We start from the raw sequence: 23,321 nt of genomic DNA, 5'->3' as shown, positions 1-23,321 counted from the left end.
CAGCCGGCCGGGTCGACCGGACAGGGAGCCAGCCATGAAGCACCGCATCGTCGTCCTCGGAGCCGGATACGCCGGAGCCAACGCCGCCGGCCGCCTCGCCAGGCGCCTGCACCGCGACGACGTCGAGATCACCCTCGTCAACGCGGACGCCGACTTCGTCGAGCGGATCCGTCTGCACCAGGTCGCCAGCGGCCAGGATCTGCCGCGTCGCCCGCTGAGCGAGGTCTTCGCGGGCACCGGGGTGCGCCTCCGCGAGGCACGGGTCACCGAGGTCGACGTGGAGCGCAGGACCGTCGGCCTGGGCGACTCCCGGAGCCTCGCCTACGACACCCTGGTGTACGCCCTGGGCAGCACCGCCACCGACCACGGCGTCCCCGGTGTCGCCGAGCACGCCCACACCGTGGCCGGCCGGCCGGGCGCCCTGCGCCTCCGTGCCCGACTGGCCGAACTCGCCCCGGGAGCAAGTGTGTTGATCGCGGGCGGCGGCCTTACCGGCATCGAGGCCGCCACCGAGATCGCCGAGGCCCATCCCCACCTGAAGATCGCCATCGCCGCGCGCGGCGGCGTCGGCGACTGGCTGAGCGACAAGGCCCAGCGCCACCTGCGCGCCGCCTTCGACCGCTTCGGCATCACCCTCCACGAGAACACCGACATCACCCGCGTCGAGTCGGACCACGTGATCACCGCCGGGAACGGGGGCGGGGGCGGGGGCGGGGGCGGGAACGGAATCGGAGGGGAGAGCGAGGGCGGATCCGGGACCGAAACCGGCCGCATCCCCGCCCAAGTCACCGTCTGGACCGCCGGGTTCACCGTCCACCCCATCGCGGCCGCCACCACGCTGGAGGTCGACGCGGGCGGACGTATCGTCGTCGATGCCACCATGCGCTCCGTCTCGCACCCCGAGGTGTACGCCGTCGGCGACGCCGCACTCGCCGAGGGGGCGGGCGGCAAGCCGCTGCGGATGTCCTGCGCCACGGCCAGTCCGATGGCCTGGCTGGCCGCCGACTCCCTCGCCGCCCGGCTCACCGGCCGCAAGGTCCCCGAGAAGACCATCGGTTACGCCGCCCAGTGCATCAGCCTCGGCCGCCGCGACGGCATCCTGCAGAAGGTCACCACGGACGACCGCATGACCTCCACGGTCCTCACCGGCCGGACCGGCGCCCGCGTCAAGGAACTCATCTGCGCCGCCACCACCTGGGGCCTCAAGCACCCGACCATGCTGATGCCCAGCCGCCGCCGTCACCTCACCGCCACCCCCGTCCAGGGACCCCAGCTCGTCACCCGGTGACCCCCGTCCAGGAACCCCGCCTCGTCACCCCGTGACGCCCCGGCGGTCCCCGTACGCGGCGGCGAGCGCGGCCGCCCGGTCGCGCAGCGAGGTGCGGAGCCACTGCGGGGCGAGTGCCTCCGCGTGCGGAGCGAGCTGCCACAGGGCCCATTCGGCGTGGCGGGAGTCCTGGAACGCCACTTCCAGGCGCAGCCAGCCGTCCGGGTCGGTCTCCGATGGGCCGGCCCCCTCAGCGCCGCCCTCGGACTCCTCGGCGTGGGCGGCCAGTGCCGTGTCCAGCAGTTCCTCCCGCCGGGCCGGATTCACCCGTACCAGCACGGTGACCTGGTCGCCGCCGGAGCGGAACCGGGTGCTGCGTTCCTGCCAGGTGCGGGTCAGGTCGACCCGGTCCGGTCGTTCGGCGGGCTCGTCGAGTTCCTCGGCGGCCAGGATGCGGGACAGCCGGTAGGTGCGGTCGGCGCCGGATTTCGTGGCCAGCAGGTAGCCACGTTCCCGCACGGTGACCAGGCCGACCGGGTCCACCGTGCGCCACTGCGGTGGCCGGTCGGTGGCGGCGTAGCGGATGCGCAGCTTGTGGCCGGCGAACACCGCGCCCCGGACCTCGGCCACCACCGCGTCGGACAGCTCCTCGGTGACCACCCGGCGGGAGAGGAGGTCGGTCTCCGGGTCGATGAGCAGTCGCTCGGCCACTCCGGCGGCGGTGTCGCGATGGGTGTCGGGCAGTGCGTCGACGACCTTGAGCACGGCCGAGGCGAGCGCCGAACCCAGGCCGAACGCCTGCGCCCCGCGCCGCGATCCGGCGACCAGCAGGGCGAGCGCCTCGTCGTGATTGAGGCCGGTGAGCCGGGTCTGGAAGCCGGGCAGCAGCGAGAAGCCGCCGTGCCGTCCGCGTTCGGCGTAGACCGGGACCCCGGCCGCCGACAGCGCCTCGATGTCGCGCAGCACCGTACGGGTGGAAACCTCCAGCTCCCGGGCCAGCGTGGCTGCGGACTGCCGGCCGCGCTGCCGCAGCAGCAGTACGAGGGAGACCAACCTGTCGGCGCGCATGCGCACACGCTAATCGCATACATGACAGTGGATGTCGTGATTCATTGCGAGGCTCTGCGTACGACATCAACGAGGCCCGCAAGCCCGGTAGTTGGGTGCGGACGATGTCACTGAGATGTGTCGCTGAACCGTATGGCGGGACCGAAAAGCGTGACCGAAGAGAATGACCGAAGAGAGTGGATGTGGCTATGGAGCGTACGAAGGTCAACCCGTGGGCCTGGTCGGGGGAGTTGGGTTACAGCCAGGGCGAGCTCGTATCGGGGAACACCCGGACGCTGTACCTCGCCGGGCAGACCGCGATGAGCGGCGAGGGCAAGCCCGAGCACGAGGGTGACATGGCGGCGCAACTGACGCTGAGCCTCGACAACCTGGAGGCGGTTCTCGCCGGGGCCGGCATGTCCCTCGCGAACCTGGTCCGGCTGAACGTCTACACCACCGACGTCGATCTGCTCCTCCCGCACTTCGGGCTGCTGGCGGCGCGGTTGGGGGCTGCCGGGGCGGCGCCCGCCAGCACGATGCTCGGGGTGACCCGGCTGGCGGTCCCCACGCTGATGGTCGAACTGGAGGGGACCGCCGTCGCGTGAGGTGAGACGCCGCGTGCTGTACGTGGCGGTACGCGGGCGGGTGCCCGGGTACGCCGAGGGGCTACCCGGGTACGTCGTCCCAGGCCATCGAGCTGATCCGCCAGCCCTCCGCCGTCCGCAGGAACTGGGTGGTCTTGCCGCCCGCGCCCTCGAAGTGCCCGCCGTCCCTGACCCCCGACTTGCGGTACTGGCTGAAGCGGTGCGCGACCGAGCCGAAGACCTTGGTGTGCGCGACCGTCTCCCACTCGGAGAACTCCGTCAGCGTCCCGTCGCTGAGCATCCGCTGCCGGGGTTCGATGAAGGAGTCGAGGTCGTAGAAGACCGGCTTGTCGCCGACGTTGCTGACGATGGTGCCCTGCGGGACGAAGACCTCCCGGATCACCTCCAGGTCAGGCCGACGCCCGCCGGTATTGGTGAAGGCACCCATGAACACGCCCATCAGCCGGTCCAGTTCGGCCTCCACGGCCGCCACGGATTCCTCGGCCTCCACGGCCGTCACGCGTTCCCCGGCCTCCACGGCCTCCGTACCTCCGGCACCTTCCGTGCCTGCCGCGCCCCACTCCTCCGCAAGCAGCGACCACAGCTCGCAGTCCTGGCGTACGCCGTCGGGCCCGCCGGACGGCGAGTACGGCGACAGCTTCCGCTGCACCCCCTCCTTCGTCATGCCCAGCCGCCGCGCGACGGCGATGCTCCGGGTGTTCCCCACCGGCGCGACCCACTCGATCCGGCTCATCCCCCGCTCGCCGAAGGCCCAGTCGACCAGCATCCGGCAGGCCCGGGTCACCAGCCCGTGGCCCTCCCCGGCCGCCTCCGTCCAGCAGCCGATCTCGCACACCCCGGACGCGGCGTCGAAGCGCGGGAACATCACCCCGCCGACCAGCGTCCCGTCCAGCCAGATCCCGTAGATCCGGCCGGTGTCCGCGACCTGCCGGTCGGCGTACCGCTGGAGGGTGGCGGTGGCGGAGGGGAGGTCCGTGGTGAAGGTCGCCCACGGGATCCACGGGTCGACGGTCGGCCGGGCGCGCTCGATGTGCGCGAGGAACTCCGGTGCGGACCAGGGCTCCAGAGGCTTGAGCAGGGCATTCTCGCCGAGTGGCACGCTGAGCACGGGGCTACCTCGTTTCCGGGGAACTTCACCAGCGGTACATAACAAGTGTTCGGTACGTCGTAAGGTAACACCATGCCGCCAGCACCAGGAGACCGGGAAGCCCGCCGCGAGGACGTGTCCAGAGCGGTGTGGGAGGTGCTGGCCGACAAGGGATTCGGCGGGCTGACCCTGCGCGCCGTGGCCACCGCCATGGGTGTCTCGACCGGCATGCTGATGCACTACTTCCCGGCCAAGCGCGCCCTGCTCGCGCACGCCCTGGACCTGCTGGAGAAGCGCACCGCCGCACGCCCCCGCCGCACACCCCCGGCCGAGGGCCTCGCGTCCGTGCGGGCGATGCTCCTCGACATCCTCCCGCTGACCCCCGGCGACACCGCCCGCAACCGCATCTGGGTCAGCTCCTGGGACCACTCCCTCGCCGACCAGGGACTCAGCACCGACCAGGCCGCCCGCTACACCCGCCTGCGCGCGACCCTCCGCCCCCACTTCGAAACCGCCCGCACCCTCGGTGAACTCCCCGCCACCGCCGACCCCGCCCATTTGGCCGCCACCGCCGTCGCGTTCACCCACGGCCTCGTCGTCCAGGCCCTCTTCGACCCGGACCACTTCCCCGAGGACGTACAGACGGCCATGCTCGACGACCTGCTGGAGTCGCTGAGGCGCGGGCACTGAGACGCGGACGCCGGGAAGTCCCAACTGGTCTCCGTAATCACCCCTTTCGGGATCTCCAGCCCTCGTACCTGCGAGAATGCCGGTCGTGACGATTCGAGTGCTGTTGGCCGACGATCAGGAGGCGGTCCGCCGTGGCATGCGGCGGATCCTTGAGGCCCAGGCGGACATCGAGGTGGTCGGCGAGGCCGTCGACGGGGTGGACGCCCTGGCTGCGGCGCGCCGGCTGCGGCCCGACGTGGCGCTCGTGGACGTACGGATGCCGCGCATGGACGGCCTGGAGGTCACCCGCACCTTGCACGCGAGCGCGGCGGAGCTGCCGGTGAAGGTGGTCGTCGTCACCACCTTCGACCTGGACGAGTACGTCTATCCGGCGCTGCGCTACGGCGCCGTGGGGTTCCTGCTCAAACGCTCGGGGCCCGCGCTGCTGGTGGAGGCGGTCCGGGCGGCGATGGCGGGGGACAGCCTGATCAGCCCGTCCGTCACGGTGCGGCTGCTGAAGCACGTCACCGGAGGGGGTGCAGGTGGCGGCGGGGGCGGGGTGCCCGGGCGGGGTGCCGAGCGGCTCGCGATGACCGAGAAGCTGACCAGGCGGGAGATCGAGATCGCGGCGAAGGTCGCGGAGGGACTGACCAACGCCGACATAGCGGGGGAGACGTTCATCTCGGCGGGCACGGTCAAGACCCATGTGGCCAGCATCCAGCGGAAGTTGGGTGTCCGCAACCGGGTCGGGATCGCGGTCCGGGCATGGGAGATGGGGTACGCGGCAGGGAGCCCGAGCGCATGACGACGGACGTCCAGCGGTGGGGCTGGGCAAGGAAGTCGGGCTGCGCGGCGGGTGCCGTGCTGCTGTTGGCGCCCGCGCTGCTGGGGCCGCCCCTGGGGTTCCTGTTCGCTTTCAGTGCCCTGGTGGCCGTGCTCGCGGTGCTGGTGCCGCTGCCGTGGGGGCGGATCACGCTGCCGGTGGCGGCGTCGGCGGCCACCGGGCTGTCCGTGGTCGCCGATGTCGGGTACTCCGGCCATCAGGGCATCGCGCTGCTGTGGATGCCGTTCGAGTTTGTCGCGCTGTTGGTGCTGGTGGGGCGGTTGGTGCGGGGGGTACGTCGGCGGGTGGTGCCCGTCGCGGGGTTGGCGGCGCTGTTGGTGCTGGCGGTGCCGTTGCGGTTCACGCTGCGGAATCCGGCGTCCGGGGCGAACGTCTCCCTCTCGATGGTGCTGATCGCGATGGTGCCGGTGGCGGGAGCACTCCTGATCGGCGGCCATCTGCGTACCACCGACGCCCGTCGGCGCCGGGCCGTCGTCGAGGCCCGGCAGGACCAGCGGCTGCACATGGCACGGGTACTGCACGATTTCGTCGCGCACGAACTGACCGGCATGCTCATCGAAGTACAGGCAGCGCGGGCCACTCCGCACGATCCGGACCAGCACCGCGAACTCCTGGGCAGGCTGGAGGAGTCGGGGCTGCGCGCCCTGGACCAGATGGACCGCGCACTGCACACCTTGCGGCAGCCCGATGAGGGCGGGGCGGGGGCTGGAGCGGGGGCCGATACGGAGGCCCTGCCGGCCGCGGACCACTCCCCGCTCCGTGTTCACGGCCTCGCGGACCTGCCGGAGCTCGTCGACCGGTTCTCGGCGTCCGGGTCCGCCCCCGCCGTGCTCGACCTGGACGCGGAACTGGTCGGCGCGCTCCGCGAGGAGGCCGACGAGACGGCGTACAGCATGGTCATCGAAGCCCTGACCAATGTGCGGCGGCACGCGGCGGAGGCCTCGTCGGTGAGCGTGTCCGTGCGGCGCGAGGGCGGGGACCGGTTGTGCGTGGCGGTTACGGACGACGCGGGAGGTGGGGGCGGCGGAGGCGGCCTGGGAGGCCGGGGCGGTGTGCTGCTCGGTCAGCGGGAAGGCGGTGGGACCGGTCTGGTGGGGATGCGGGAGCGGTTCGTCGTGCTCGGTGGGGAACTCTCGGCGGGTGCGACGGGTACGGGGTGGCAGGTCAGTGGCACGTTGCCGGTGCAGGGCGCGGCGGTGAAGCCATTGCCGTAACGCCGTCGCCCCCGCTGTGACATCGCTGCCTCCGCCGTGACACCGTCGGCCCCGCTGTGACACCGCTGCCTCCGCCGTACCGCCCCCGTACCAAGAACCCCGCCAATCTCTGCCGAACGGCAGATGTGCCCCCGCGCTCCACGGATGAATCTGGGACTCCACCCGATGACCCGATGACTCGCCCGGAGGCGCAGCGCACCATGCTGGAACTCAACGACATCACCAAGGTCTACCGAGGCGGCAAGCGCGCCGTGGATCACACCACCCTGCGCATGGAGCGCGGCATGCTCGGCCTCCTCGGTCCCAACGGCGCGGGCAAGTCCTCGCTGATGCGGATCGCCGCGACAGTCACCCGCCCCACCAGCGGCCAGGTCCTCTTCCACGGCACGGACGTGGTCGCCAAGCCGGACGCACTGCGACGCCAACTCGGCTACCTCCCACAGGACTTCGGGGTCTACCCGAACCTCACCTCCCGCGAGTTCCTCGGCTACCTCGCGGCGGCCAAGGGGCTCTCCGCGCGCTCCGCCCGCACCCGTATCGACGAACTCCTCGAACTGGTCAACCTCACCGAGGCCCTCAAGCGCCCGCTCGGCAAGTACTCCGGCGGCATGATGCGCCGGGTCGGCATCGCGCAGGCACTGCTCGCCGACCCGCAGGTGATCATCGTGGACGAGCCCACCGCGGGCCTCGACCCCGAGGAACGCGTCCGCTTCCGCAATCTCCTCGGCGAACTGGCCGTGGACCGGGCGGTGATGCTCTCCACCCACATCGTCTCGGACGTGGAGTCCGTCGCGGCCGACATCGCGGTGGTCGCCCAGGGGCGGCTGCTGTACCGGGGCAGCCCCGAGCAGCTGATCGCCTCCATCGAGGGCCAGGTCTGGGAGGCGGTGGCAGCCCCGGCCGACCTGCCGGGGCTGCAACAGCGCCATCCGGTCACCCGCACGGTGCGCACCAGTGAGGGGGTCCGGGTACGTCTGCTGGCCCACCGACCGCCACATCCGGCCGCCCGGCAGGTCACACCGGACCTGGAGGACGCCTATCTGGCGACCGTGAACGGCGCCGTGGGCGGCACCGCCGGAGGCAACACCGCCGGGGGCAACACCTCCGCCCACCCGCCCCTCCACCCCTCCGTCCGTGCCGGGGGACGATAGCCATGCGTACTCCGCGTACTCTCTTCGCGCTCGCCGTCGGTGACTTCCGGGACCGGGTCCGCCGGCCCGCGTACGCCGTGATCCTGCTCGCCGCCGTCGGCCTCGGCCACCTCGCCACACCTGCCGGGGAGGCAGGCTGGGTGGTGGTGCAGGTCGGCGACTACCGGGGCACGTACAACAGCGCCTACATCGGTACGGTCGTCGCGCTCGCCGGGGCCCTCTGGCTCTCCCTCGGCGGCTTCTACGTCGTCCGCAACGCCCTCTCCCGCGACGAGAGCACCGGCGTCGGCCGGCTGCTCGCCGCGACCCCGGTGAAGAACCACCACTACCTCGCCTCGAAGTTCCTGAGCAGTGTGCTGGTGCTCGCCTCGATGCTCGGGGTGCTGGCCGTGACCGCCGTGGTCATGCAGCTCGCCAGGGGGGAGGTGATGGCCGTCGACCCTGTCGAGCTGCTCAAGCCGTTCCTCCTGATCGCGCTGCCCCTTATGGTCCTCACCGCAGGCGCCGCCCTCCTCTTCGAGGCGGTCCCGCTGCTGCGGGCCGGGTTCGGCAACATCCTCTGGTTCTTCGTCTGGTCCGTGCTCGCGATCGGCGGGCAGGGCCCGAACGCCCCGCTCGGCGGCATCGGGGTGCACTCGGTGGTGGAGTCGCTCGGGGCGTCGCTGAAGGCGCAGGGCATCGATCCGACCGAGGTGGGCGAGTTCAGCCTGGGTCTGACCTTGATCGAGGCGCCGCTGAAGACGTTCGACTTCAGTGGCTTCGTGCCGAGCGGTCAGTACCTCGCCACCCGTCTCGCGCTCGTGGCGATCGGGGTGGCGCTGGCCCTGCTGCCGGCCCTGTGGTTCCCGCGCTTCGACCCCGCGCGTGGCCGTGCGGTCGACCCCGCGCGTGGCCGTGGCGTGCGTGGCCGGGCCGTTCCTGACGCACCCGTTGTGGCAGCCGCTGATGCGGGCGGGCCCGGCCCCCGTACGAAACCTTTCGGCGGGCTGCCGCGCGGCCAGGTAACGCGGAGCAACCCGGCCGTGCGGCTGCTCGTCGGTGAGGTGCGGATCCTGATCCAGGGGATTCCCCTGTGGTGGTGGGCGGGCGTGGTCACCCTCGCCGGGATCTCGCAGCTGGTCACCCCCGCCACCGCAGTCGCCCGCGTGCTGCTCCCGCTGGCGTGGCTCTGGCCCGTGCTGATCTGGTCCCGGCTGGGCACGCAACGCTACGAGGCCGGAGTCGAAGCCATCCTCGGCGCCTACCCGACGGCGCACCGGCGGATCGCCGCCGAGTGGGGCGCGGGATTCCTGCTCACGGCGGCCGCCGGGATCGGCCCCGCCGTCAGGATGGCCACCGGCGCGGACACCACGGGCCTCCTCCACTGGCTCCTCGGCGCCCTCTTCATCCCGTCCCTCGCCCTGGTTCTCGGCACCCTGAGCCGCACCCACCGCCTCTTCCAGGCGGTGTACCTGCCCCTCTGGTACGGAGCCGTCAACGGCATCGCCCCCCTCGACTTCATGGGCGCACTGCGCGGCCCCGACGGGATGCCCGCCGGGATGTCGGCCGGGGTGCTGATCGGCGGGACGGCGGCCATGCTCGGAATCGTCTTCGCCACGAGTACGGCGCGGCGGGCGGCAGGGTAGTGCGGAAGAAGAATCTCCGGCGGGGCTGTCGATCCGGCCGCATCCCGTTCGTCGTCATGGTGAAGGGCCGGTACGGCGACCCGCCGCACCGGGGAACATGGGAACAGACGGGCCCCGAGCGGCCCGGACAGGAGTCCGATCATGAAGTACATGCTGCTGATCACCGCCGGTGCGATCGACGAGACCGGCAACGCCGCCGAGTGCACCGTCGAGGACTGGATGGCCTACGACAAGGAGGTGGAGGACGCCGGGATCCGGGTCTCCAGCGAGTCGCTCGCCGACCTCGTCACGGCCACCCGGGTGCGGGTCGGCGAGGACGGGAAGCGGACCGTCACCGACGGCCCCTTCGCGGAGAGCCGCGAGGTCCTCGGCGGCTTCTACGTCATCGACGTACCGGACCTGGACGCCGCTCTCGACTGGGCCGCACGGTGCCCGGGCTCCCGTGGCAGCGGCTCGGTCGTCGTACGGCCGGTCGCGGACTTCGGAGCCTAGAACCGTGCGGGACCGGGACCGGGACGGGGACGGGGACGGGAGCGAGGACGAGGCACGGGGCCGGGACGAGGTTGCGGGCGGGGCGATCTCCTGCGTCGAGTCCGTCTTCCGCGAGGAGCGCGGACGGCTTCTCGCCTCCCTCGTCCGCCGTTTCGGCGATCTCGATCTGGCCGAGGACGTCGCCTCCGAAGCCGTCGAGGCGGCACTGGTGCACTGGCCGGTACAGGGCGTGCCGGCCAGGCCCGGCGCCTGGTTGCTGACCACCGCGCGCCGCAAGGCCGTGGACCGGCTGCGCCGCGACCAGGCGTACGCCGCCCGGCTTGCCACCCTTCAGGTGGAGGCGGACCGCGCCGACCCGGCCCCGCCGCCCGGGGACACCGACGGCGGCCTCCCCGACGAACGCCTCCAGCTCTTCTTCACCTGCGCCCACCCGGCCCTCGCCGCCGAGGACCGCATCGCGCTCACCCTGCGCTGCCTGGCCGGTCTCACCACCCCCGAGGTCGCGCGCGCCTTCCTCCTCCCGACGGCCACCATGGCCCAGCGCATCGTCCGCGCCAAGAAGAAGATCCGAGAGGCACGCATTCCGTTCCGCGTCCCCGGCACCGACGAACTGCCGGAACGGCTGCCCGGCGTCCTCCAGGTCCTGTACTCCGTCTTCACCGAGGGGTACGCCGCCAGCTCCGGCCCCCACCTCCAGCGCACCGACCTCGCGGCGGAGGCCATCCGGCTGGCCCGCATCCTGCACCGCCTGATGCCCGCCGAACGCGAGGTCACCGGCCTGCTCGCGCTGATGCTCCTCATCCACGCCCGCCGCGCCGCCCGCACCACCCCGGACGGCGCACCGGTCCTCCTGGAGGACCAGGACCGCACCCGCTGGGACCACCCCCTGATCGACGAGGGCAGCTCCCTCACGGTCACCGCCCTCACCGGCGGCCCACCCGGCCCCTACGGCGTACAGGCCGCGATCGCCGCCCTGCACGACGAGGCCCCCACCCTCGCCACCACCGACTGGCCCCAACTCGTCGCGCTCTACGACGTGTTGCGCACCCTCACCCCGTCCCCCGTCGTCGAACTGAACCGCGCGGTCGCCCTCGCCATGCGCGACGGCCCCGCAGCCGGCCTCACCCTTCTCGACACCCTCGCCGACGATCCCCAACTCCGCAGCCACCACCCCTTCCACGCGGTGCGCGCGGACCTCCTCGCCCGCCTGGGTCGCCTCCCCGAGGCCTCCGACTCGTACCGGCGGGCCCTGGAGCTGGCGGGCACGGAGCCCGAACGGGCTTACCTGCGGGGGAAGTTGGAGGGAACACTGGGGGGCTCCGGAGAGGCTCTATGACGACGGGTGCAAATGGGTGCGCTGGCCGTCGTGGTCGAGGATGCAGAGGAGTTCGGCGGGGCCTTCGTGGGCGCCGAAGGCGTGCGGGACCATGGTGGAGAACTCGGCAGCCTCGCCGGTCGCGACCAGGATGGTGCGCTCGCCCAGGATCAGTTCGACCGTCCCGGAGAGGACGGTGAACCAGTCCTTCCCGGGATGGACGCGCAGGGAGCCCCCGCCGTCGTCCCGGGGGGCCGGTTTGGTGAAGCGCATCTTGGCGACGGTGAAGCCGTTCGGGCCCGAGTCGCGGTTGAGCAGCCAGGTGGTACGGCCCCGGGACTCGTCGCGGTGCGGGCGGATCACCACGTCGTCGTCGGTGGTGGTGTCCACCAGATGGTCGAGGCTGGTGCCCAGGGCGCGGGCGAGTGGTGCGAGCTGGTCGAGGGCGATACGGCGGTGGCCCGTCTCGATGCGGCTCAGCGTGGAGGGGCTCAGGTAGCAGCGGGCCGCCAGCTCGTCCAGTGACCAGCCCTTGGCGAGGCGCAGCCCCCGGAGGCGCTTGCGGACCAGGTCATCGAGATCTGCTTCTTGCGTCATACGCAAGATTGTATGCCGAGTACGCAAGGGCGTCGTACGCTCGAAGCATGGGAAATGAGCAGCAGCAGGACAATCAGCAGGAAGACCGACACGGGCACGGGCACGACGCCGGGGCTGGGCACGGGCATGGGCACGGGTCCGGGTCCGGGTCCGGGCACGGGGCTCACGCCGGGCAGGGCCACGCTCACGGCCACGACCACTCCGCCGCCCCCGACCCCGCCGCCGAGGCCGCCCTCGCGGAGCTTCTTGAGCTCGATGCTGAGGTGCTCGGCGCGTACCTCTCCGAGCTCATGGGCTGGCTCGGCGAGCTGACCGCCGACGCGCCCCCGCGCCGTATCGCCGACCTGGGAAGCGGCACCGGCACCGGCACCCGTGCCCTGCTCCGCCAGTTCGAGGGCGCCGAGGCCGTCGCCCTGGACATGTCGGAGACGATGCTCGACCGGTTCACCGAGAAGGCCCGGGAGGCCGGGATCGCGGATCAGGTGCGTGCCGTACGGGCGAACCTGGACGAGGGGTGGCCGCAGGGCGAGGGCCTGGACTCCTTCGACCTGATCTGGGCCTCCGCGTCCCTCCACCACATGGCGGACCCGGACCGTTCGCTGGCCGAGATCCTTGCCGCACTCCGCCCCGGCGGGCTGCTGGTCGCGGCCGAGATGAACACCGAGCTGCCGTTCCCGCGCTTCCTCCCCCGCGACCTCGGCCCCGGCCTGGGCCGCCCCGGCCTGGAGGACCGCTGCCACGCCGTGGTCCAGGAGCGGCACACCGTCGACGTACCGCACCTCGGCGACGACTGGGCGGCACGGCTGACCCGGGCCGGCTTCAAGGTGGAGGCCGTGCGCGAGTTCGCCATCGACCTGAAGGACCCGCTCCCCGCGGCCACCGGCCGCTACGCCCGGGCCACCCTGCGCCGCCTGCGCGAGGGCCTGAGCGACAGCCTCGAAGCAGACGACCTGGCCGCACTCGACGCGCTCGTCGAGGACGGCGGCCCGCACGAGATCAGCAAGCGCGACGACCTCACCGTGCAGACGAGCCGGACGGTGTACGTCGCCAGGCGGGCCTAGACACCGGCTCCAAGGGGCGAGGGCGGGCCGGGGACTGGACTGATCGGCCCGAAATTTGGCAGCGTGTGGGCGTGTCGGCCCGGCAGGTGAACTGCTGGACCGGCGCGCCCAGTTGCGTGCGTCCGGTGCGGCAGCCAATGCGTCTCGACGTACCCCGCGCATTCCCGCGCATCTCACACGTCGACCAGGTCCAGCACTCGGGCCCGGCGCACCGCCCCAGCACTACGGCCCAGCACGCCGCCCGTCTGTCCGTCCCACCCCGGGGGTCCCACCATGCCCAACCGCACCACTGCCCTCGCACCGCCCGCCGCCGCCTTCTACACCGCCCAGAGCATCGCCTCCGACCCCGGCGCCCTCGCCCCGTACTACACCGGCGTGCCTGACGACGTCACTCAACTCGCCCTCATCACCCGTGACGTGATGATCCATCGTCTCGAAGGCAACCTCTTCGGCCATGCCCACCCGCCCGAGCGCCTGCACCACGACGCCGAGACCCGCTACCTCGACGACATCCTCCGCCTCCTCCTCGCCCGCGACGACGCCCCGCTCACCCGGCCCCGGGTACCCGCCGCCCGATTCGTCGGCGTCTGCCGCGACTTCGCCCTCCTGCACTGCTCACTCCTCCGGCACACCGGCACTCCCGCCCGGCTCCGCTTCGGCTTCGCCGACTACTTCGACACCGACGGGTTCCACACCGACCACACCCTGGTCGAGTACTGGGACACCACTCGCAGTCGCTGGCTCCTCGCCGACGCCGAACTCGCCGACCCGCAGCACGCCGACGCCCGCCCGGCGGTCGACTTCGATCCGATGGACGTGCCGCGCGACCGCTTCCTGGTCTCGGGCGAGGCCTGGCGGCGGGTACGCGCGGGCGAGGCGGACCCGAGGACGTTCGGAGTGCGGCTCCCGGACGCGGAGCTGACGGGGGAGTGGTTCGCGGCGGGCGTCGTACGCCTCGACCTCGCCGCGCTCAACAAGGTGGAGCCACTGCCGTGGGACACCTGGGGCGCCGGCCTCGGCATCACCGGTGACGCCGGCCTGACGGACGCCCTGCGCGCACTCCACGACCGGGCGGCCATGGTGACCGGGGACGCCGTCCCGCACGAGGCGGCCCGGGCGCTCTACGCGCAGGAGGACGGGCTGCGGGTCCCGGCGAAGGTGCTGTCGATGACGACCCACAACGGGCCGGTGGAGGTCGCGCTGCGCTGAGCGCCTGTGCCTGCCTGCCTGCCTGCTTGCGGGCGGGCGGGTAGGCAGGCAGGGGCAGGTCAGTGGACGATCTTCTTGCGCATCGCCTGGCGGATCTTGTACGTCTCGTCCGCTGCCCTGTCCAGGGCGACTATGGGCGACCCGTCGTCGAAGATGACACGGCCCACGGTATTGGCGTCGCCCCAGGCGCAGATGTTGGTGTAGGACGAGTCGATCACCCGCACGCAACTGATCTCGACGTCCCAGCCGGCCGCGTGTACCTTCTTGCGGTCGTCGATCTTCACCACGGCCCCGCTCGTCCCCGTGGAACTCGTCCCGGTCCGCTCCTGGATCTCACTGCCGCGCTCCAGCTCCGGCTGCTTGAACTGGCCGTAGTAGCCGGATACTTCGAACGTCCGGTTGCTCGCGAGAGTTTCGTCGGCCCCGAAGAAGTCGCCCTTGATGATCTTCACGCCCTTGCTGTTCGCGTCGTCCGGGAGCGGCTCGTCCATGGTGGGGAAAGCGTCATCCGTGACCTTGAAATCCTCCCTCAACACCCATGCGGGCACGGTGAGTTCGTAGACGGCCTTGGGGAACGGGGCGTCGTCCTTCGGGTCCGCCTTGTCGGTCTTGTCGGTGAGGTACGTGGTGAGGATCGCGAGGCCTGCGACGAGCGCGGTGGCGGCCAGGGCGATGGTGAACGGCCTGGCGTTACTCCTGGGCGGGGAGCCGGGTGTGCCGGCGGGGCGCGGGTCCGCCGTAACGGTCGCGGCGTGGGGGAGGCCCGCGGAGGTAGCGGGGGCGGCCGGGGTGATGGTGGCGGCCGGGGCCGGGGCGGGGTCCGGGACGGTGAGTGGGTGCGCGGCCGGGGCTGTGGCCGGCGGCGGGTCCGGTTCGGCGGCCCGTACCGTCTCCGGCGCGAGCAAGTCCAACAGTGCTTCCAGCGTGGGCCGTTGAGCCGGATCCTTCGCCAGGCACTCCGCCACCACCGGCCGTATCCCCTCCGGAACCGCCGACAGGTCCGCCGCCTCGTGCACCGACCGGTACATCAGTCCCATCGGCGTCCCCTCGCCGAACGCGCTGCCCCCGGCCGCCGCCACCAGCACCACCCCCAGCGCGAACACATCGGCCGACGGTCCCACTTCGAGTCCCTGCGCCTGCTCGGGGGCGAGGAACCCCGGGGTGCCGAAGGCCGCGCCGGTGGAGGTCAGCCGGGTGCTCTCGACGGCGCGGGCGATACCGAAGTCGAGTACGCGCGGGCCGTCCTCGGCCATGATGATGTTGCCCGGCTTGAGGTCGCGATGGATCAGCCCGCACGCGTGAATGGCCTGCAACGCCTCAGCCAACGCCGCGCCCAGCAGCCGGAGTTGAGGCTCATTCATCGGCCCGCGCCCCGCCAGCAGCCCGGAGAGCGTGGGCCCGGCTATGTACACGGTCGCCAGCCACGGCGCGGGTGCGTCGGGGTCCGCGTCGACCACCGGCGCCGTATGGAACCCGCCGACCTTGCGTGCGGCCTCCACCTCGGCCCGGAACCGTGCCCGGAAGTGCGGATCGGCGGCCAGTTCGGGCCGGGCGACCTTGGCGGCGACGGTACGTCCGCCACGCGACCGCGCCAGATACACCGTCCCCATGCCGCCGGCGCCCAGCTCCCGCTCCACGACGTATCCGCCGATACGTTCAGGCAGCTGCACGCCGCCAGGTCACAGCGTCATGCGCGGCACGCTCCCGTTCGAATGCGGCGGATCACTTCGGTCGGCTGTTCGGCCCACAGGCTCTCAGGGAGAGATCATCCTTCCACGGGGCCGACCGGGCTGTCCGCACTTCGTCCGAACGCGGGCGGAAGCTGCACGAGGGCGAGGTCCAGGGTGCACGCTTGTGACTGATGTGACTGCCTCCTCCTCCCACCTTGTCGTGACCGCGGACGCCTACGACGCCATCGCCGTCACCTACGCCGGACTCGACCGCACGGACCTGGTCAGCCCCTCGCTGGACCATTCGATGATCGCCGCGTTCGCCGACTTCGTACGAGACACCCCCGCGCCTGCTGCCCCCGCTACCTGCACCTCCACCTCCTCCCTCGCTCCTGCCCCGGCACTCGTCGCCGAACTGGGTTGTGGTCCGGGCCCGGTGACCGCGCATCTGCGGGACCTGGGGATCGATGTCTACGGTGTCGACCTGTCGCCGGTGATGATCGACCTCGCCCGTGAGGCGTACCCGGACCTGCGGTTCGAGGTGGGCGACATGTGCGCCCTGGAACTGGCGGACAGCACACTGACCGGTGTCGTCTCCTGGTACTCGGTCATCCACACCCCGCCGGAGGAACTGCCGGCGTACTTCGCCGAGTTCCGCCGGGTACTCGCTCCAGGCGGCCACCTCCTGCTCGCCTTCTTCGAGTCGGACGGCGACCCGGTCACCCCCTTCGACCACAAGGTGACCACCGCCTACCGCTGGCCGATCGACGCCCTCGCACGGATGGCGATCGATGCCGGTCTCACCGAGGTGGGCCGGATGCTGCGCGAACCGACGGAGGGCGAGCGCTTCCGGCGGGGGCATCTGCTGATGAGGGCGGCGGAGTAGACCCGGCGCGCGGGGCGGGGGTGAAGGGCCATGGCCCGGCCGAGGCTATCCGCGGCGTACGGACCGGGCGCGGGCGGCCTCGTGGGCGTCACGCAGGAGACGGGACACCAAGCCGGCCGACCTCCGGGCGGGATTGACGATCGCGATCCAGCCCTGCGCGCCGTGGACCGGGTGCGGCAGCACGGTGTCGGTGGCCGTCTGGTCACGGGGGAGGGTGAGGGTGCGGGGGTCCTCGCCGGTCAGGTCCCGGAAGGTGGTGCGGTCGACGTGGATGTTGAGCCGGTGACGGTCGGGTGCGTCGAGGACGGAGGCGTCGTCGGCGGGGTAGTTCTTGGTGACGACCGTGGCGTACGGCTGGACCTTCTGCGGCATCCGGCCGTCGGGCGCGTAGTAGAAGAACGCGTCGCCCCAGGTGAGCTCGGGGAAGTCGTCCCCCGCCGCCGGGGCCACCACGAGTGCCCCTTCGAACCGGCTCACGATCGCGATGATCCGTTCCTTGCCCATACCCATGCTCATGTCCGTGCTCATACTCGTATTCATGGTTCAAGGATCAGCTTCAAGTGCTTGTGTGGGGTTGGGAAGGGAGGCGGGCGAGTGAGTGAGGAGCAGCGGGTGCGGCTCAGAACCGTCGATGTCGCCAGGGAGTCCGGGTATTCGGTGCAACAGGTGCGGGACCTGGAGCGACTGGGCGTCATCCCTCCCGCTGTCCGGTCGGGCAACGGATACCGCTCGTACCACTCCCTTCATGTGCAGGCTCTTCGCGCCTATCGGGGCCTTGCGGAAGCGGCCGGGCCGGTTGCTGCCCGGCGGTTGCTCGCGGAGGTCCGGACGCGGTCGGTGGAGGAGGTGGCGGCGGAGATCAGCGCCGTCCATGTCCGGCTCGCGGGGGAGCGGGAGGAGGTGCTGCGGGCGCAGCGGGCGCTACGCGTGATCCGGGACGAAGCCCACAGGGAGTGGGACGGGGGTGGGGGTGGGGCCGGGGAGAGCGGGGACTCGATGACGATTACGGAGCTTGCCGCGGCTCTCGGGGTGCGGACCTCGACCCTGAGGTTCTGGGAGGAGGAGGGACTGGTGGTGCCCGAGCGGGTGACGTCGCTGCGGGCCCGCCGCTACGGACTTCCGGCGATCGGCGGCGCCCGCATCGTCGCCGCCCTGCGCGGCGCCGGTCACGGCATCCCCGCCGTACGCGAGGTGATGGTCTCCCTGCGGGGCTTCGACGGCCTCGGCGACCTCGGTGGCCGCGACGACCACGGTGCGCGGGAGGCTCAACGCGTCCTGGGCGAGCGCCTGGAGCGGATCGCCGCACGCTCCGTGGCCCTGCTCCGGGCCGGCGCGGACCTGGCCGAGGTGGTGACGGCCGCGCAGGCACCTCAGGGCGCCTAGTGGGGAAGCGCGCGCCGTGACTCCGGGTGCGTCAGGTGGCCGGGAAGGCGTGGGTTATCTCGGGGAGTGAGCGCTGGAAGGCTGTGTAGTGGCTGATGTCTCCTTGGTCGGTGAGGTGCGCCCTGCCGCCGTGTGCAGCGATGCGACGGGCGCAGCTCTGGCTGTTGGCGAGGGGTACGTCGCGGTCGCCGGTGGCGCTGTGGAGCGTGACGGGGACGTCGGGTTTCCAGTCGCAGGTGAAGTCGTTGGCGCGCATGGCGGTCAGCAGGGGGCCGCTGGGGTTGCGCAGTTTCTCGAACCACTGGTCGGTGAGTAGTTCCCGCAGGGTCTTGGGCAGCTTGCCCGCTATCCGGTCCGCGGGGTGATGACTGTCGAAGAGGGCTTCCACCTGCGCGGCGTACGGAGCCCGGAAGACCTCGCGGGGGTCGGCGTAGAAGTGGTGCAGGCGGTTCTGTGCGGTGAGGTAGTAGGCGGTGTAGAAGACGGCGGAGCCAGGGCCGACCCGACCGTCGAAGAGGGCGGGGAGCTGGCTGCCTTCGATGTCGTACGCCCCGCCGACCGCGGCCACCGCGCGCAGCCGGAACCGGGGGTCCTGCCCGGAACTCAGCGCGCGGCCGAGCGCCATGGCCACCTGCCCGCCCTGGGAGAAGCCCGTGGCGTACACGCGGCCGTCGAGGCGCCGGTTCAGCTCGGGGGCGGCCTGGCGGGCGGCGCGGAGCATGTCGAGTGAGGCGGCGGCCGCGGAACGGTTGTCGATGTAGGGGTGGGTGCCCGGGCCCGTGCCGAGCCCCAGGTAGTCGGGGGCGACGGTGGCGCGGCCGGCCGAGGCGTAAAGACGGGAAACCGTACGGTCCGGGCCTTCCGCGACGGATGCCGCGTAACCCCGGTAGGCCAGGGTGCCGTGTCCGTGGACGACGGTGGGCAGACGGTGGGCGCCGCCACCACTCGGCAGGGTCAGTAGGCCGGAGGCGGTGGTGGGGTTCCCGCCCGGGGTGAGGGTCCGGTAGGTGAGCCGGTACGCCGCGACTCCGTACCGGACGGTGTCGGTGGGATAGCCGGCCTTCCGGGCGTCCTCGACGACACGGGCGCGGTCGACCGTGCCGAGTGGGGTGACGGATATCAGCTCGCCACGCGCCGCAGTTCCGTGTCCGCCGTCGGTCTGTGCCCCGGCGGACGGGGCCGGGAGCGCGACCAGTGACGCGAGGGCGGCGGAGGCGGCCGCCGCGGCCACCCTCCGTGGCCCTGCGGTGGTGCGCCGACGCCCCCTGCTGCCAGCTGACGTGTACTTGTCCGACCTGCTGTGCCCACCGCTTTGTGTGCTCCGAATTGATCTCATGTCAAAAGGCTAGGAAGCGTGGAGCCTTCGCGGAATGCGGTCTCCCGCACACCTCACCTGCGGTAAACCACACCCCGGCACCACTGCTCTGTTCCGGTGCTCGACCGGGGCCGACTGTCAGTGCCGGATGTCAGGATCGGCAGCATGGATACGGAGACTTTCGACTGGCGTCGCTTCCTCACGAGGTGGAGCGAGGAGTGGGCCGACGCGGAGGGTGATGTGGAGGACCTCGGTCCGGACGATGCCGAGGCGCGGCGGCGTCGATGGCTCGGCTCCGCGCCGGCCTCCGAGGCGGACATCGCGGCGATGGAGGCGCGTCTGGGGCGTCGAATGCCGCCGTCCTACCGGGAGTTCCTGCGGGTCAGTGACGGCTGGCGGCACGCGGGCCGGTTTGTGTGGACGCTGGCCGGCACGGGTGACGCGCACTGGCACGAGGATGCGACGGGGCTGGGCGAGGATTTCGATGAGTCCTGGGGGGAGGAGGGCAACCCGGAGGAGGTCCGGGCACAGGTGGGGCTGTGGTCCCGTGCGCTCCAGCTGGATGTGGAGTCGGACGCGATGTATGTGCTGCTCGACCCGGAGGACGTCGGTGAGGACGGCGAGTGGGCGGTGCGGGTCTGGGCGTACTGGCGGGCCTCCGATCCTGAGCGGTACCCGTCGTTCGCGGCGTACATGGTCGACATGCACCGGGAGTTCCACACCTTCGCGGTCGATGACCGCGAAGGCCGTCCCGCGTTCGTCAACGAGACCACCCGCACGCAGGACGCCGCCGTGGTCACGGCCAGGACCGCGGCCCTGGGCGGTCGTTACGAGGAGGCGGCCCGGCTGCTGACCGAGGCTCAGGGGTACGGGCGGCCGCGCGCGGGGGAGCTGCTGCACCAGCTCGCCCTGCTGAACGGGCGGCAGACGTGGGGCCGAAGGGTGCCGCAGCCCGACGACCCCCGCTTCCTCACCGAGCTGCTGCCGCTGCACGTCGCCGAACTCCTCCACCGCACCCGCTCGGTGGACGACCCGCCCTCCCACTTCACCGACCCCGAGATATTCCCCGACACCGCACAGGCCTCGGCGGACGTGCTGCGCCGGATGAGCGAGGGGACCTACCGCTACCGGCCCGGTGGCGCGTTCGAGACGGCTGTCGACGAGGCCTACGAGGCGGCCCGCTGGGGTGACACCGACACCGCCTGGCGGATCCTGCGCGCCGCGATACCGCTGTGGGAACCACTCGATCCCGACCATGTGGCCCCGGTGGGCCTGCTCGCCGACCCTGTCCTCGCCCCGGTGCTCACCCCCGCCCGCCGCCTGGAAATGCTGGCCACACCGCGTGGCGGCGGTCGGCAGGGCTCCGCTCCGGCGCCCGGAAACGCCGAGCCCGCAGACACCTACGGAACCGCAGACACCGCCGGAACCGCCGGAACCGCCGATCAGGATCCGGGCGGCCTGTCCTGGCTCGTACGGGAAGGGGGTCTGCGGCCGGGGAATTCTTCACTGCGCGACTTCCGGATGGTGCTGGTCGAAGGGGTCGCCCCGGACGAACTCCCCACCCTGCTCGGCGCGTCGCCCGACACCCCGCTCGGCCCGCCGGTGCACCACGCGGAGCTCCACCGAATCCACCGTCTCCGCCGTCGCGAGCAGCGGCATTCCTCCGTGCCGGACGACAAGGCGCTGCTCCGGGTGGGGCGGGCGGCCACGGGTTGGAGCTTCGGCTTCGAGGAGAGCCCCACCGGCAGCTTCTCCACGGACTGGTTCCGCTCTCCCGCGCCCGCCGCCTCGGCCCGGGGTGGCACGGCGGTCGTGGTGTGGGGTGAGTGGAGGTCGGACACGCAGGTGTTCCACCTCTCGGTCGCCGAAGGCGGGGCCCCGCTCTACGCGTACACGGTCCGCGACGGAACCGTCGAGACGGAGACCGGCACCGCCCCGCCCGAACTGGCCCCCGCCTCCCTCGGTTTCAGCCACCCGGACGGGTCAGAGGGTTCAGAGCCGGACGAGACCGCGCCAGGCGGGACCGAGCCGGTCGCTACCAAGACGGTCGGGACCGAGCCAGTCGGTACCAAGACGGGCGGGACCGAGCCGGTCGGTACCAAGCCCGACGAGACCGCGCCCGACGAGACCGCCCCGGCAGCGGTCGCCCACGCGGTCGCCACCCTCCGTGCCCTGGACGCCCTCGCCGAGAGGTACGGCGTAGGACTGCCCCGCCATGCCCTCACCGAGGGTCGGCTGCACTCCTTCGAGTCGGTGTCCTGGGTGCGGGAGCCCCGGCCCGGGGACAGCTGGGTGACGCTCAGTTTCGGGTGAGCCGGAGGGCGAACTCCAGGGATACGGCGAAGAGTTCGGACACGCCCGCACCGGACAGGCCGTACCAGCCGTGGTCGGCGCCCGGCACCAGCCGCAGCTCGGCCGGTGCGCCGCAGTTCTTCAGGGCGGTGGCGAGGGCCTCGCTGTGGGAGGCGGACACCATGGAGTCCTGTGCGCCGTGCAACAGGAGGAACGGCGGTGCCTGCGGATGCGCGTGCGCCAGCGGGCTGGCGGCTCGGGCTTCTTCCGGTACGTCGGCGGGGGGCGCGCCCAGGAGGAGGGCCTCCGGGGTGGCCGGGTCGGTGGGGGAGAAGGGCCCTCGGGACGTGGTCAGGTCGCTCGGGCCGTACCAGACGACCGCACCGCACAGGGGTGCCGGCGGCGGAAGGGACTCGGTGCGGCCCGGCCCGGTGAGGGCCAGCAGGGAGGCGAGGTGGCCGCCCGCGGATTCGCCCCAGACGACCGTGCGCGCGGTGTCGATGCCGAGTTCGGCCGCCCGCAGGGTCAGCCAGTGCAGGGCCGTGCGCAGGTCGTCGAGCGGGGCGGGGAACGGGGCCTCGCCGCTGAGGCGGTAGTCGACGGCCGCGACAGCGAGGCCGGAGGCGGCGATACGGGCGAGGGGGCCGGGGGCCCAGTCACGCGTCAGCGGGCCCATGTCGTCGCGCCGCCCGCGCCGCCAGCCACCGCCGTGGACGTACAGGACGAGGGGGGAGGGGGCGGAGGGAGGCGAGGGAGAGGAGGGAGGCGAGGGAGAGGAGGGAGCGGGGCCGGTGGGCAGCCACAGGTCCAGTTCCAGTGGGCGGGCGCCCTCCACCTCGGCGTACGGAATGCCACGCAGCATGCGTACGACGCGACCGTGGCCCACCTCGACTTCCGCCGCGGGCGGCAGCGGTGCCCGGTCCGGGTGGGGTGCGCGGATCCGCAGCGGGAGGGGCAGGGACCCGGTCATCAGCGGGTCCGCCACTGGTGGTCGGGAAGGAAACGGACGTCGAACTGCTGCGGTACGGTGCCGAACTTCTGCGGTTCGGGGATCACCGGCGCCTGCGGAAGCCCGTGCGCCTCCGAGGGAGCGCCGAGGGTTTCGAAGAAGCGCTCGAAGGTCCGGCCGGGACCCGCCGCGACACCGACGATCTGGGTGTGGTGGCGTTCCATCCGGTAGGAGTGCTTGCAGTTCTTGGGTACGAAGCCGAAGTCGCCGGCGGTGAGCAGCTTCTCCTGCTGCTCGCCCTCCAGGTCCTCGACGAAGAGCCGGGCTGCGCCCTGGGTGAGGTAGAAGACCTCGTGGGTGTCGGCGTGCAGATGGGCCGGGATGATGTCACCCCTGGGGCCCTCGACGGTGAAGAAGTTGAAGGAGTTCTCGGTCTGCTCGCCGCCCGCGTACACGGTGATGAGATCGCCGAAGAGGTGGGCGCGGTCGCCCTCGCCCTTCTCGATGAAGTACGGCTTGGTGGGGTCGGCGGGGATGCGGGAGGTACGGCGGTAGCGGGTGGCGTACTCGATGGTCATGCGGCCTCCATGGATCCGTAGAGTCGGGTGGGCGGCACCCAGCGCCGACGATCAGAGCAACGTCA

Annotated in this window: 22 protein-coding genes; 14 read left to right on the top strand and 8 right to left on the bottom strand. The window is 72.0% G+C overall.

From position 1 onward, the window contains the following. The first annotated feature begins 34 nt into the window (after positions 1-34). Positions 35-1,288, top strand: coding sequence for an NAD(P)/FAD-dependent oxidoreductase (locus tag ACIA73_RS03095; protein ID WP_399436480.1), 1,254 nt, complete (start codon positions 35-37; stop codon positions 1,286-1,288). A gap of 24 nt (positions 1,289-1,312) precedes the next feature. Here ACIA73_RS03095 and ACIA73_RS03090 read toward each other — a convergent pair whose 3' ends face one another. Next, complete coding sequence (locus ACIA73_RS03090) at positions 1,313-2,335, bottom strand: helix-turn-helix transcriptional regulator (RefSeq protein WP_399436479.1); 1,023 nt, start codon at positions 2,333-2,335, stop codon at positions 1,313-1,315. 188 nt (positions 2,336-2,523) lie between these two features. Between ACIA73_RS03090 and ACIA73_RS03085 the strand changes: the two genes are divergently transcribed. After that, a complete protein-coding gene (locus ACIA73_RS03085; RefSeq protein ID WP_399436478.1) occupies positions 2,524-2,919 on the top strand; it encodes a RidA family protein in 396 nt (131 codons plus the stop codon). Positions 2,920-2,980: 61 nt separating this feature from the next. Here ACIA73_RS03085 and ACIA73_RS03080 read toward each other — a convergent pair whose 3' ends face one another. After that, positions 2,981-4,027 carry a GNAT family N-acetyltransferase gene (locus tag ACIA73_RS03080; RefSeq protein WP_399436477.1) on the bottom strand — a complete coding sequence of 349 codons (1,047 nt, stop codon included), beginning with the start codon at positions 4,025-4,027 and terminating at the stop codon, positions 2,981-2,983. Positions 4,028-4,099: 72 nt separating this feature from the next. On the opposite strand from ACIA73_RS03080, the gene ACIA73_RS03075 reads away from it, so the two are divergent. The 7 genes from ACIA73_RS03075 (at position 4,100) to ACIA73_RS03045 (ending at position 11,337) form a co-directional block, all read left to right on the top strand. Then, positions 4,100-4,696 (top strand): TetR family transcriptional regulator C-terminal domain-containing protein, encoded by a 597-nt coding sequence (locus ACIA73_RS03075; RefSeq protein ID WP_399436476.1) that lies wholly within the window; start codon positions 4,100-4,102, stop codon positions 4,694-4,696. A gap of 85 nt (positions 4,697-4,781) precedes the next feature. Then, positions 4,782-5,480 carry a response regulator gene (locus ACIA73_RS03070; RefSeq protein ID WP_399436475.1) on the top strand — a complete coding sequence of 233 codons (699 nt, stop codon included), beginning with the start codon at positions 4,782-4,784 and terminating at the stop codon, positions 5,478-5,480. Next, positions 5,477-6,733: a sensor histidine kinase gene (locus ACIA73_RS03065; RefSeq protein WP_399436474.1), complete on the top strand. Its 1,257-nt coding sequence runs from the start codon at positions 5,477-5,479 to the stop codon at positions 6,731-6,733. Before ACIA73_RS03070 ends, ACIA73_RS03065 begins: the two co-directional genes overlap by 4 nt. Positions 6,734-6,933: 200 nt before the next feature. After that, positions 6,934-7,884, top strand: a complete 951-nt coding sequence (locus tag ACIA73_RS03060; RefSeq protein WP_399436760.1) for an ABC transporter ATP-binding protein — start codon at positions 6,934-6,936, stop codon at positions 7,882-7,884. A gap of 2 nt (positions 7,885-7,886) precedes the next feature. Beyond that, complete coding sequence (locus tag ACIA73_RS03055; protein ID WP_399436473.1) at positions 7,887-9,509, top strand: ABC transporter permease; 1,623 nt, start codon at positions 7,887-7,889, stop codon at positions 9,507-9,509. A 141-nt stretch (positions 9,510-9,650) separates the two neighbouring features. Further along, on the top strand, positions 9,651-10,001 hold the full coding sequence (locus ACIA73_RS03050; protein ID WP_399436472.1) for a YciI family protein: 351 nt from the start codon (positions 9,651-9,653) through the stop codon (positions 9,999-10,001). An 85-nt stretch (positions 10,002-10,086) separates the two neighbouring features. Continuing rightward, positions 10,087-11,337, top strand: coding sequence for an RNA polymerase sigma factor (locus ACIA73_RS03045; RefSeq protein WP_399436759.1), 1,251 nt, complete (start codon positions 10,087-10,089; stop codon positions 11,335-11,337). Here the strand turns inward: ACIA73_RS03045 and ACIA73_RS03040 are convergent. Beyond that, positions 11,332-11,913: a helix-turn-helix domain-containing protein gene (locus ACIA73_RS03040; RefSeq protein WP_399436471.1), complete on the bottom strand. Its 582-nt coding sequence runs from the start codon at positions 11,911-11,913 to the stop codon at positions 11,332-11,334. The two genes, ACIA73_RS03045 and ACIA73_RS03040, sit on opposite strands and share 6 nt — an antisense overlap. A gap of 47 nt (positions 11,914-11,960) precedes the next feature. Here ACIA73_RS03040 and ACIA73_RS03035 point away from each other — a divergent pair, with 47 nt between their 5' ends. Beyond that, positions 11,961-12,974 (top strand): class I SAM-dependent methyltransferase, encoded by a 1,014-nt coding sequence (locus ACIA73_RS03035; RefSeq protein WP_399436470.1) that lies wholly within the window; start codon positions 11,961-11,963, stop codon positions 12,972-12,974. Positions 12,975-13,247: 273 nt separating this feature from the next. Then, positions 13,248-14,183, top strand: a complete 936-nt coding sequence (locus ACIA73_RS03030) for a transglutaminase domain-containing protein (RefSeq protein ID WP_399436469.1) — start codon at positions 13,248-13,250, stop codon at positions 14,181-14,183. Positions 14,184-14,242: 59 nt separating this feature from the next. Here ACIA73_RS03030 and ACIA73_RS03025 read toward each other — a convergent pair whose 3' ends face one another. Continuing rightward, on the bottom strand, positions 14,243-15,853 hold the full coding sequence (locus tag ACIA73_RS03025) for a serine/threonine-protein kinase (RefSeq protein ID WP_399436468.1): 1,611 nt from the start codon (positions 15,851-15,853) through the stop codon (positions 14,243-14,245). Positions 15,854-16,046: 193 nt separating this feature from the next. On the opposite strand from ACIA73_RS03025, the gene ACIA73_RS03020 reads away from it, so the two are divergent. Continuing rightward, positions 16,047-16,739 (top strand): class I SAM-dependent methyltransferase, encoded by a 693-nt coding sequence (locus tag ACIA73_RS03020; protein WP_399436758.1) that lies wholly within the window; start codon positions 16,047-16,049, stop codon positions 16,737-16,739. A gap of 45 nt (positions 16,740-16,784) precedes the next feature. Here the strand turns inward: ACIA73_RS03020 and ACIA73_RS03015 are convergent, their stop codons facing one another. Further along, complete coding sequence (locus ACIA73_RS03015; protein WP_399436467.1) at positions 16,785-17,279, bottom strand: DUF6194 family protein; 495 nt, start codon at positions 17,277-17,279, stop codon at positions 16,785-16,787. A gap of 54 nt (positions 17,280-17,333) precedes the next feature. On the opposite strand from ACIA73_RS03015, the gene ACIA73_RS03010 reads away from it, so the two are divergent. Further along, positions 17,334-18,122 (top strand): MerR family transcriptional regulator, encoded by a 789-nt coding sequence (locus ACIA73_RS03010; protein WP_399436466.1) that lies wholly within the window; start codon positions 17,334-17,336, stop codon positions 18,120-18,122. Positions 18,123-18,153: 31 nt separating this feature from the next. On the opposite strand, the gene ACIA73_RS03005 is transcribed toward ACIA73_RS03010, so the two are convergent. Further along, positions 18,154-19,353, bottom strand: coding sequence for an alpha/beta hydrolase family protein (locus ACIA73_RS03005; protein WP_399436465.1), 1,200 nt, complete (start codon positions 19,351-19,353; stop codon positions 18,154-18,156). Between the two features lie 249 nt (positions 19,354-19,602). Here ACIA73_RS03005 and ACIA73_RS03000 point away from each other — a divergent pair, with 249 nt between their 5' ends. Further along, positions 19,603-21,750, top strand: a complete 2,148-nt coding sequence (locus ACIA73_RS03000) for an SMI1/KNR4 family protein (protein WP_399436464.1) — start codon at positions 19,603-19,605, stop codon at positions 21,748-21,750. Here the strand turns inward: ACIA73_RS03000 and ACIA73_RS02995 are convergent. Both ACIA73_RS02995 and ACIA73_RS02990 read right to left on the bottom strand, forming a co-directional pair. Continuing rightward, positions 21,737-22,699, bottom strand: coding sequence for an alpha/beta hydrolase fold domain-containing protein (locus ACIA73_RS02995; protein WP_399436463.1), 963 nt, complete (start codon positions 22,697-22,699; stop codon positions 21,737-21,739). The genes ACIA73_RS03000 and ACIA73_RS02995 overlap by 14 nt on opposite strands. Beyond that, positions 22,699-23,256, bottom strand: a complete 558-nt coding sequence (locus ACIA73_RS02990) for a quercetin 2,3-dioxygenase (RefSeq protein WP_399436462.1) — start codon at positions 23,254-23,256, stop codon at positions 22,699-22,701. Before ACIA73_RS02990 ends, ACIA73_RS02995 begins: the two co-directional genes overlap by 1 nt. Positions 23,257-23,321 lie beyond the last annotated feature (65 nt).

It is taken from the genome of Streptomyces sp. NPDC051561 (genome assembly GCF_044454195.1).
Classification (GTDB): Bacteria; Actinomycetota; Actinomycetes; order Streptomycetales; family Streptomycetaceae; genus Streptomyces.
Note: the sequence above shows the minus strand (reverse complement) of the source record. Positions and strands in the feature narration are given on the sequence as shown.

Bases quoted from the DNA above. Each gene is read 5' to 3' on its own strand.
- ACIA73_RS03095 (WP_399436480.1), top strand. From the start codon at position 35: ATGAAGCACCGCATCGTCGTCCTCGGAGCCGGATACGCCGGAGCCAAC.
- ACIA73_RS03090 (WP_399436479.1), bottom strand. From the start codon at position 2,335: ATGCGCGCCGACAGGTTGGTCTCCCTCGTACTGCTGCTGCGGCAGCGC.
- ACIA73_RS03085 (WP_399436478.1), top strand. From the start codon at position 2,524: ATGGAGCGTACGAAGGTCAACCCGTGGGCCTGGTCGGGGGAGTTGGGT.
- ACIA73_RS03075 (WP_399436476.1), top strand. From the start codon at position 4,100: ATGCCGCCAGCACCAGGAGACCGGGAAGCCCGCCGCGAGGACGTGTCC.
- ACIA73_RS03065 (WP_399436474.1), top strand. From the start codon at position 5,477: ATGACGACGGACGTCCAGCGGTGGGGCTGGGCAAGGAAGTCGGGCTGC.
- ACIA73_RS03060 (WP_399436760.1), top strand. From the start codon at position 6,934: ATGCTGGAACTCAACGACATCACCAAGGTCTACCGAGGCGGCAAGCGC.
- ACIA73_RS03055 (WP_399436473.1), top strand. From the start codon at position 7,887: ATGCGTACTCCGCGTACTCTCTTCGCGCTCGCCGTCGGTGACTTCCGG.
- ACIA73_RS03050 (WP_399436472.1), top strand. From the start codon at position 9,651: ATGAAGTACATGCTGCTGATCACCGCCGGTGCGATCGACGAGACCGGC.
- ACIA73_RS03040 (WP_399436471.1), bottom strand. From the start codon at position 11,913: ATGACGCAAGAAGCAGATCTCGATGACCTGGTCCGCAAGCGCCTCCGG.
- ACIA73_RS03035 (WP_399436470.1), top strand. From the start codon at position 11,961: ATGGGAAATGAGCAGCAGCAGGACAATCAGCAGGAAGACCGACACGGG.
- ACIA73_RS03030 (WP_399436469.1), top strand. From the start codon at position 13,248: ATGCCCAACCGCACCACTGCCCTCGCACCGCCCGCCGCCGCCTTCTAC.
- ACIA73_RS03015 (WP_399436467.1), bottom strand. From the start codon at position 17,279: ATGAATACGAGTATGAGCACGGACATGAGCATGGGTATGGGCAAGGAA.
- ACIA73_RS03000 (WP_399436464.1), top strand. From the start codon at position 19,603: ATGGATACGGAGACTTTCGACTGGCGTCGCTTCCTCACGAGGTGGAGC.
- ACIA73_RS02995 (WP_399436463.1), bottom strand. From the start codon at position 22,699: ATGACCGGGTCCCTGCCCCTCCCGCTGCGGATCCGCGCACCCCACCCG.
- ACIA73_RS02990 (WP_399436462.1), bottom strand. From the start codon at position 23,256: ATGACCATCGAGTACGCCACCCGCTACCGCCGTACCTCCCGCATCCCC.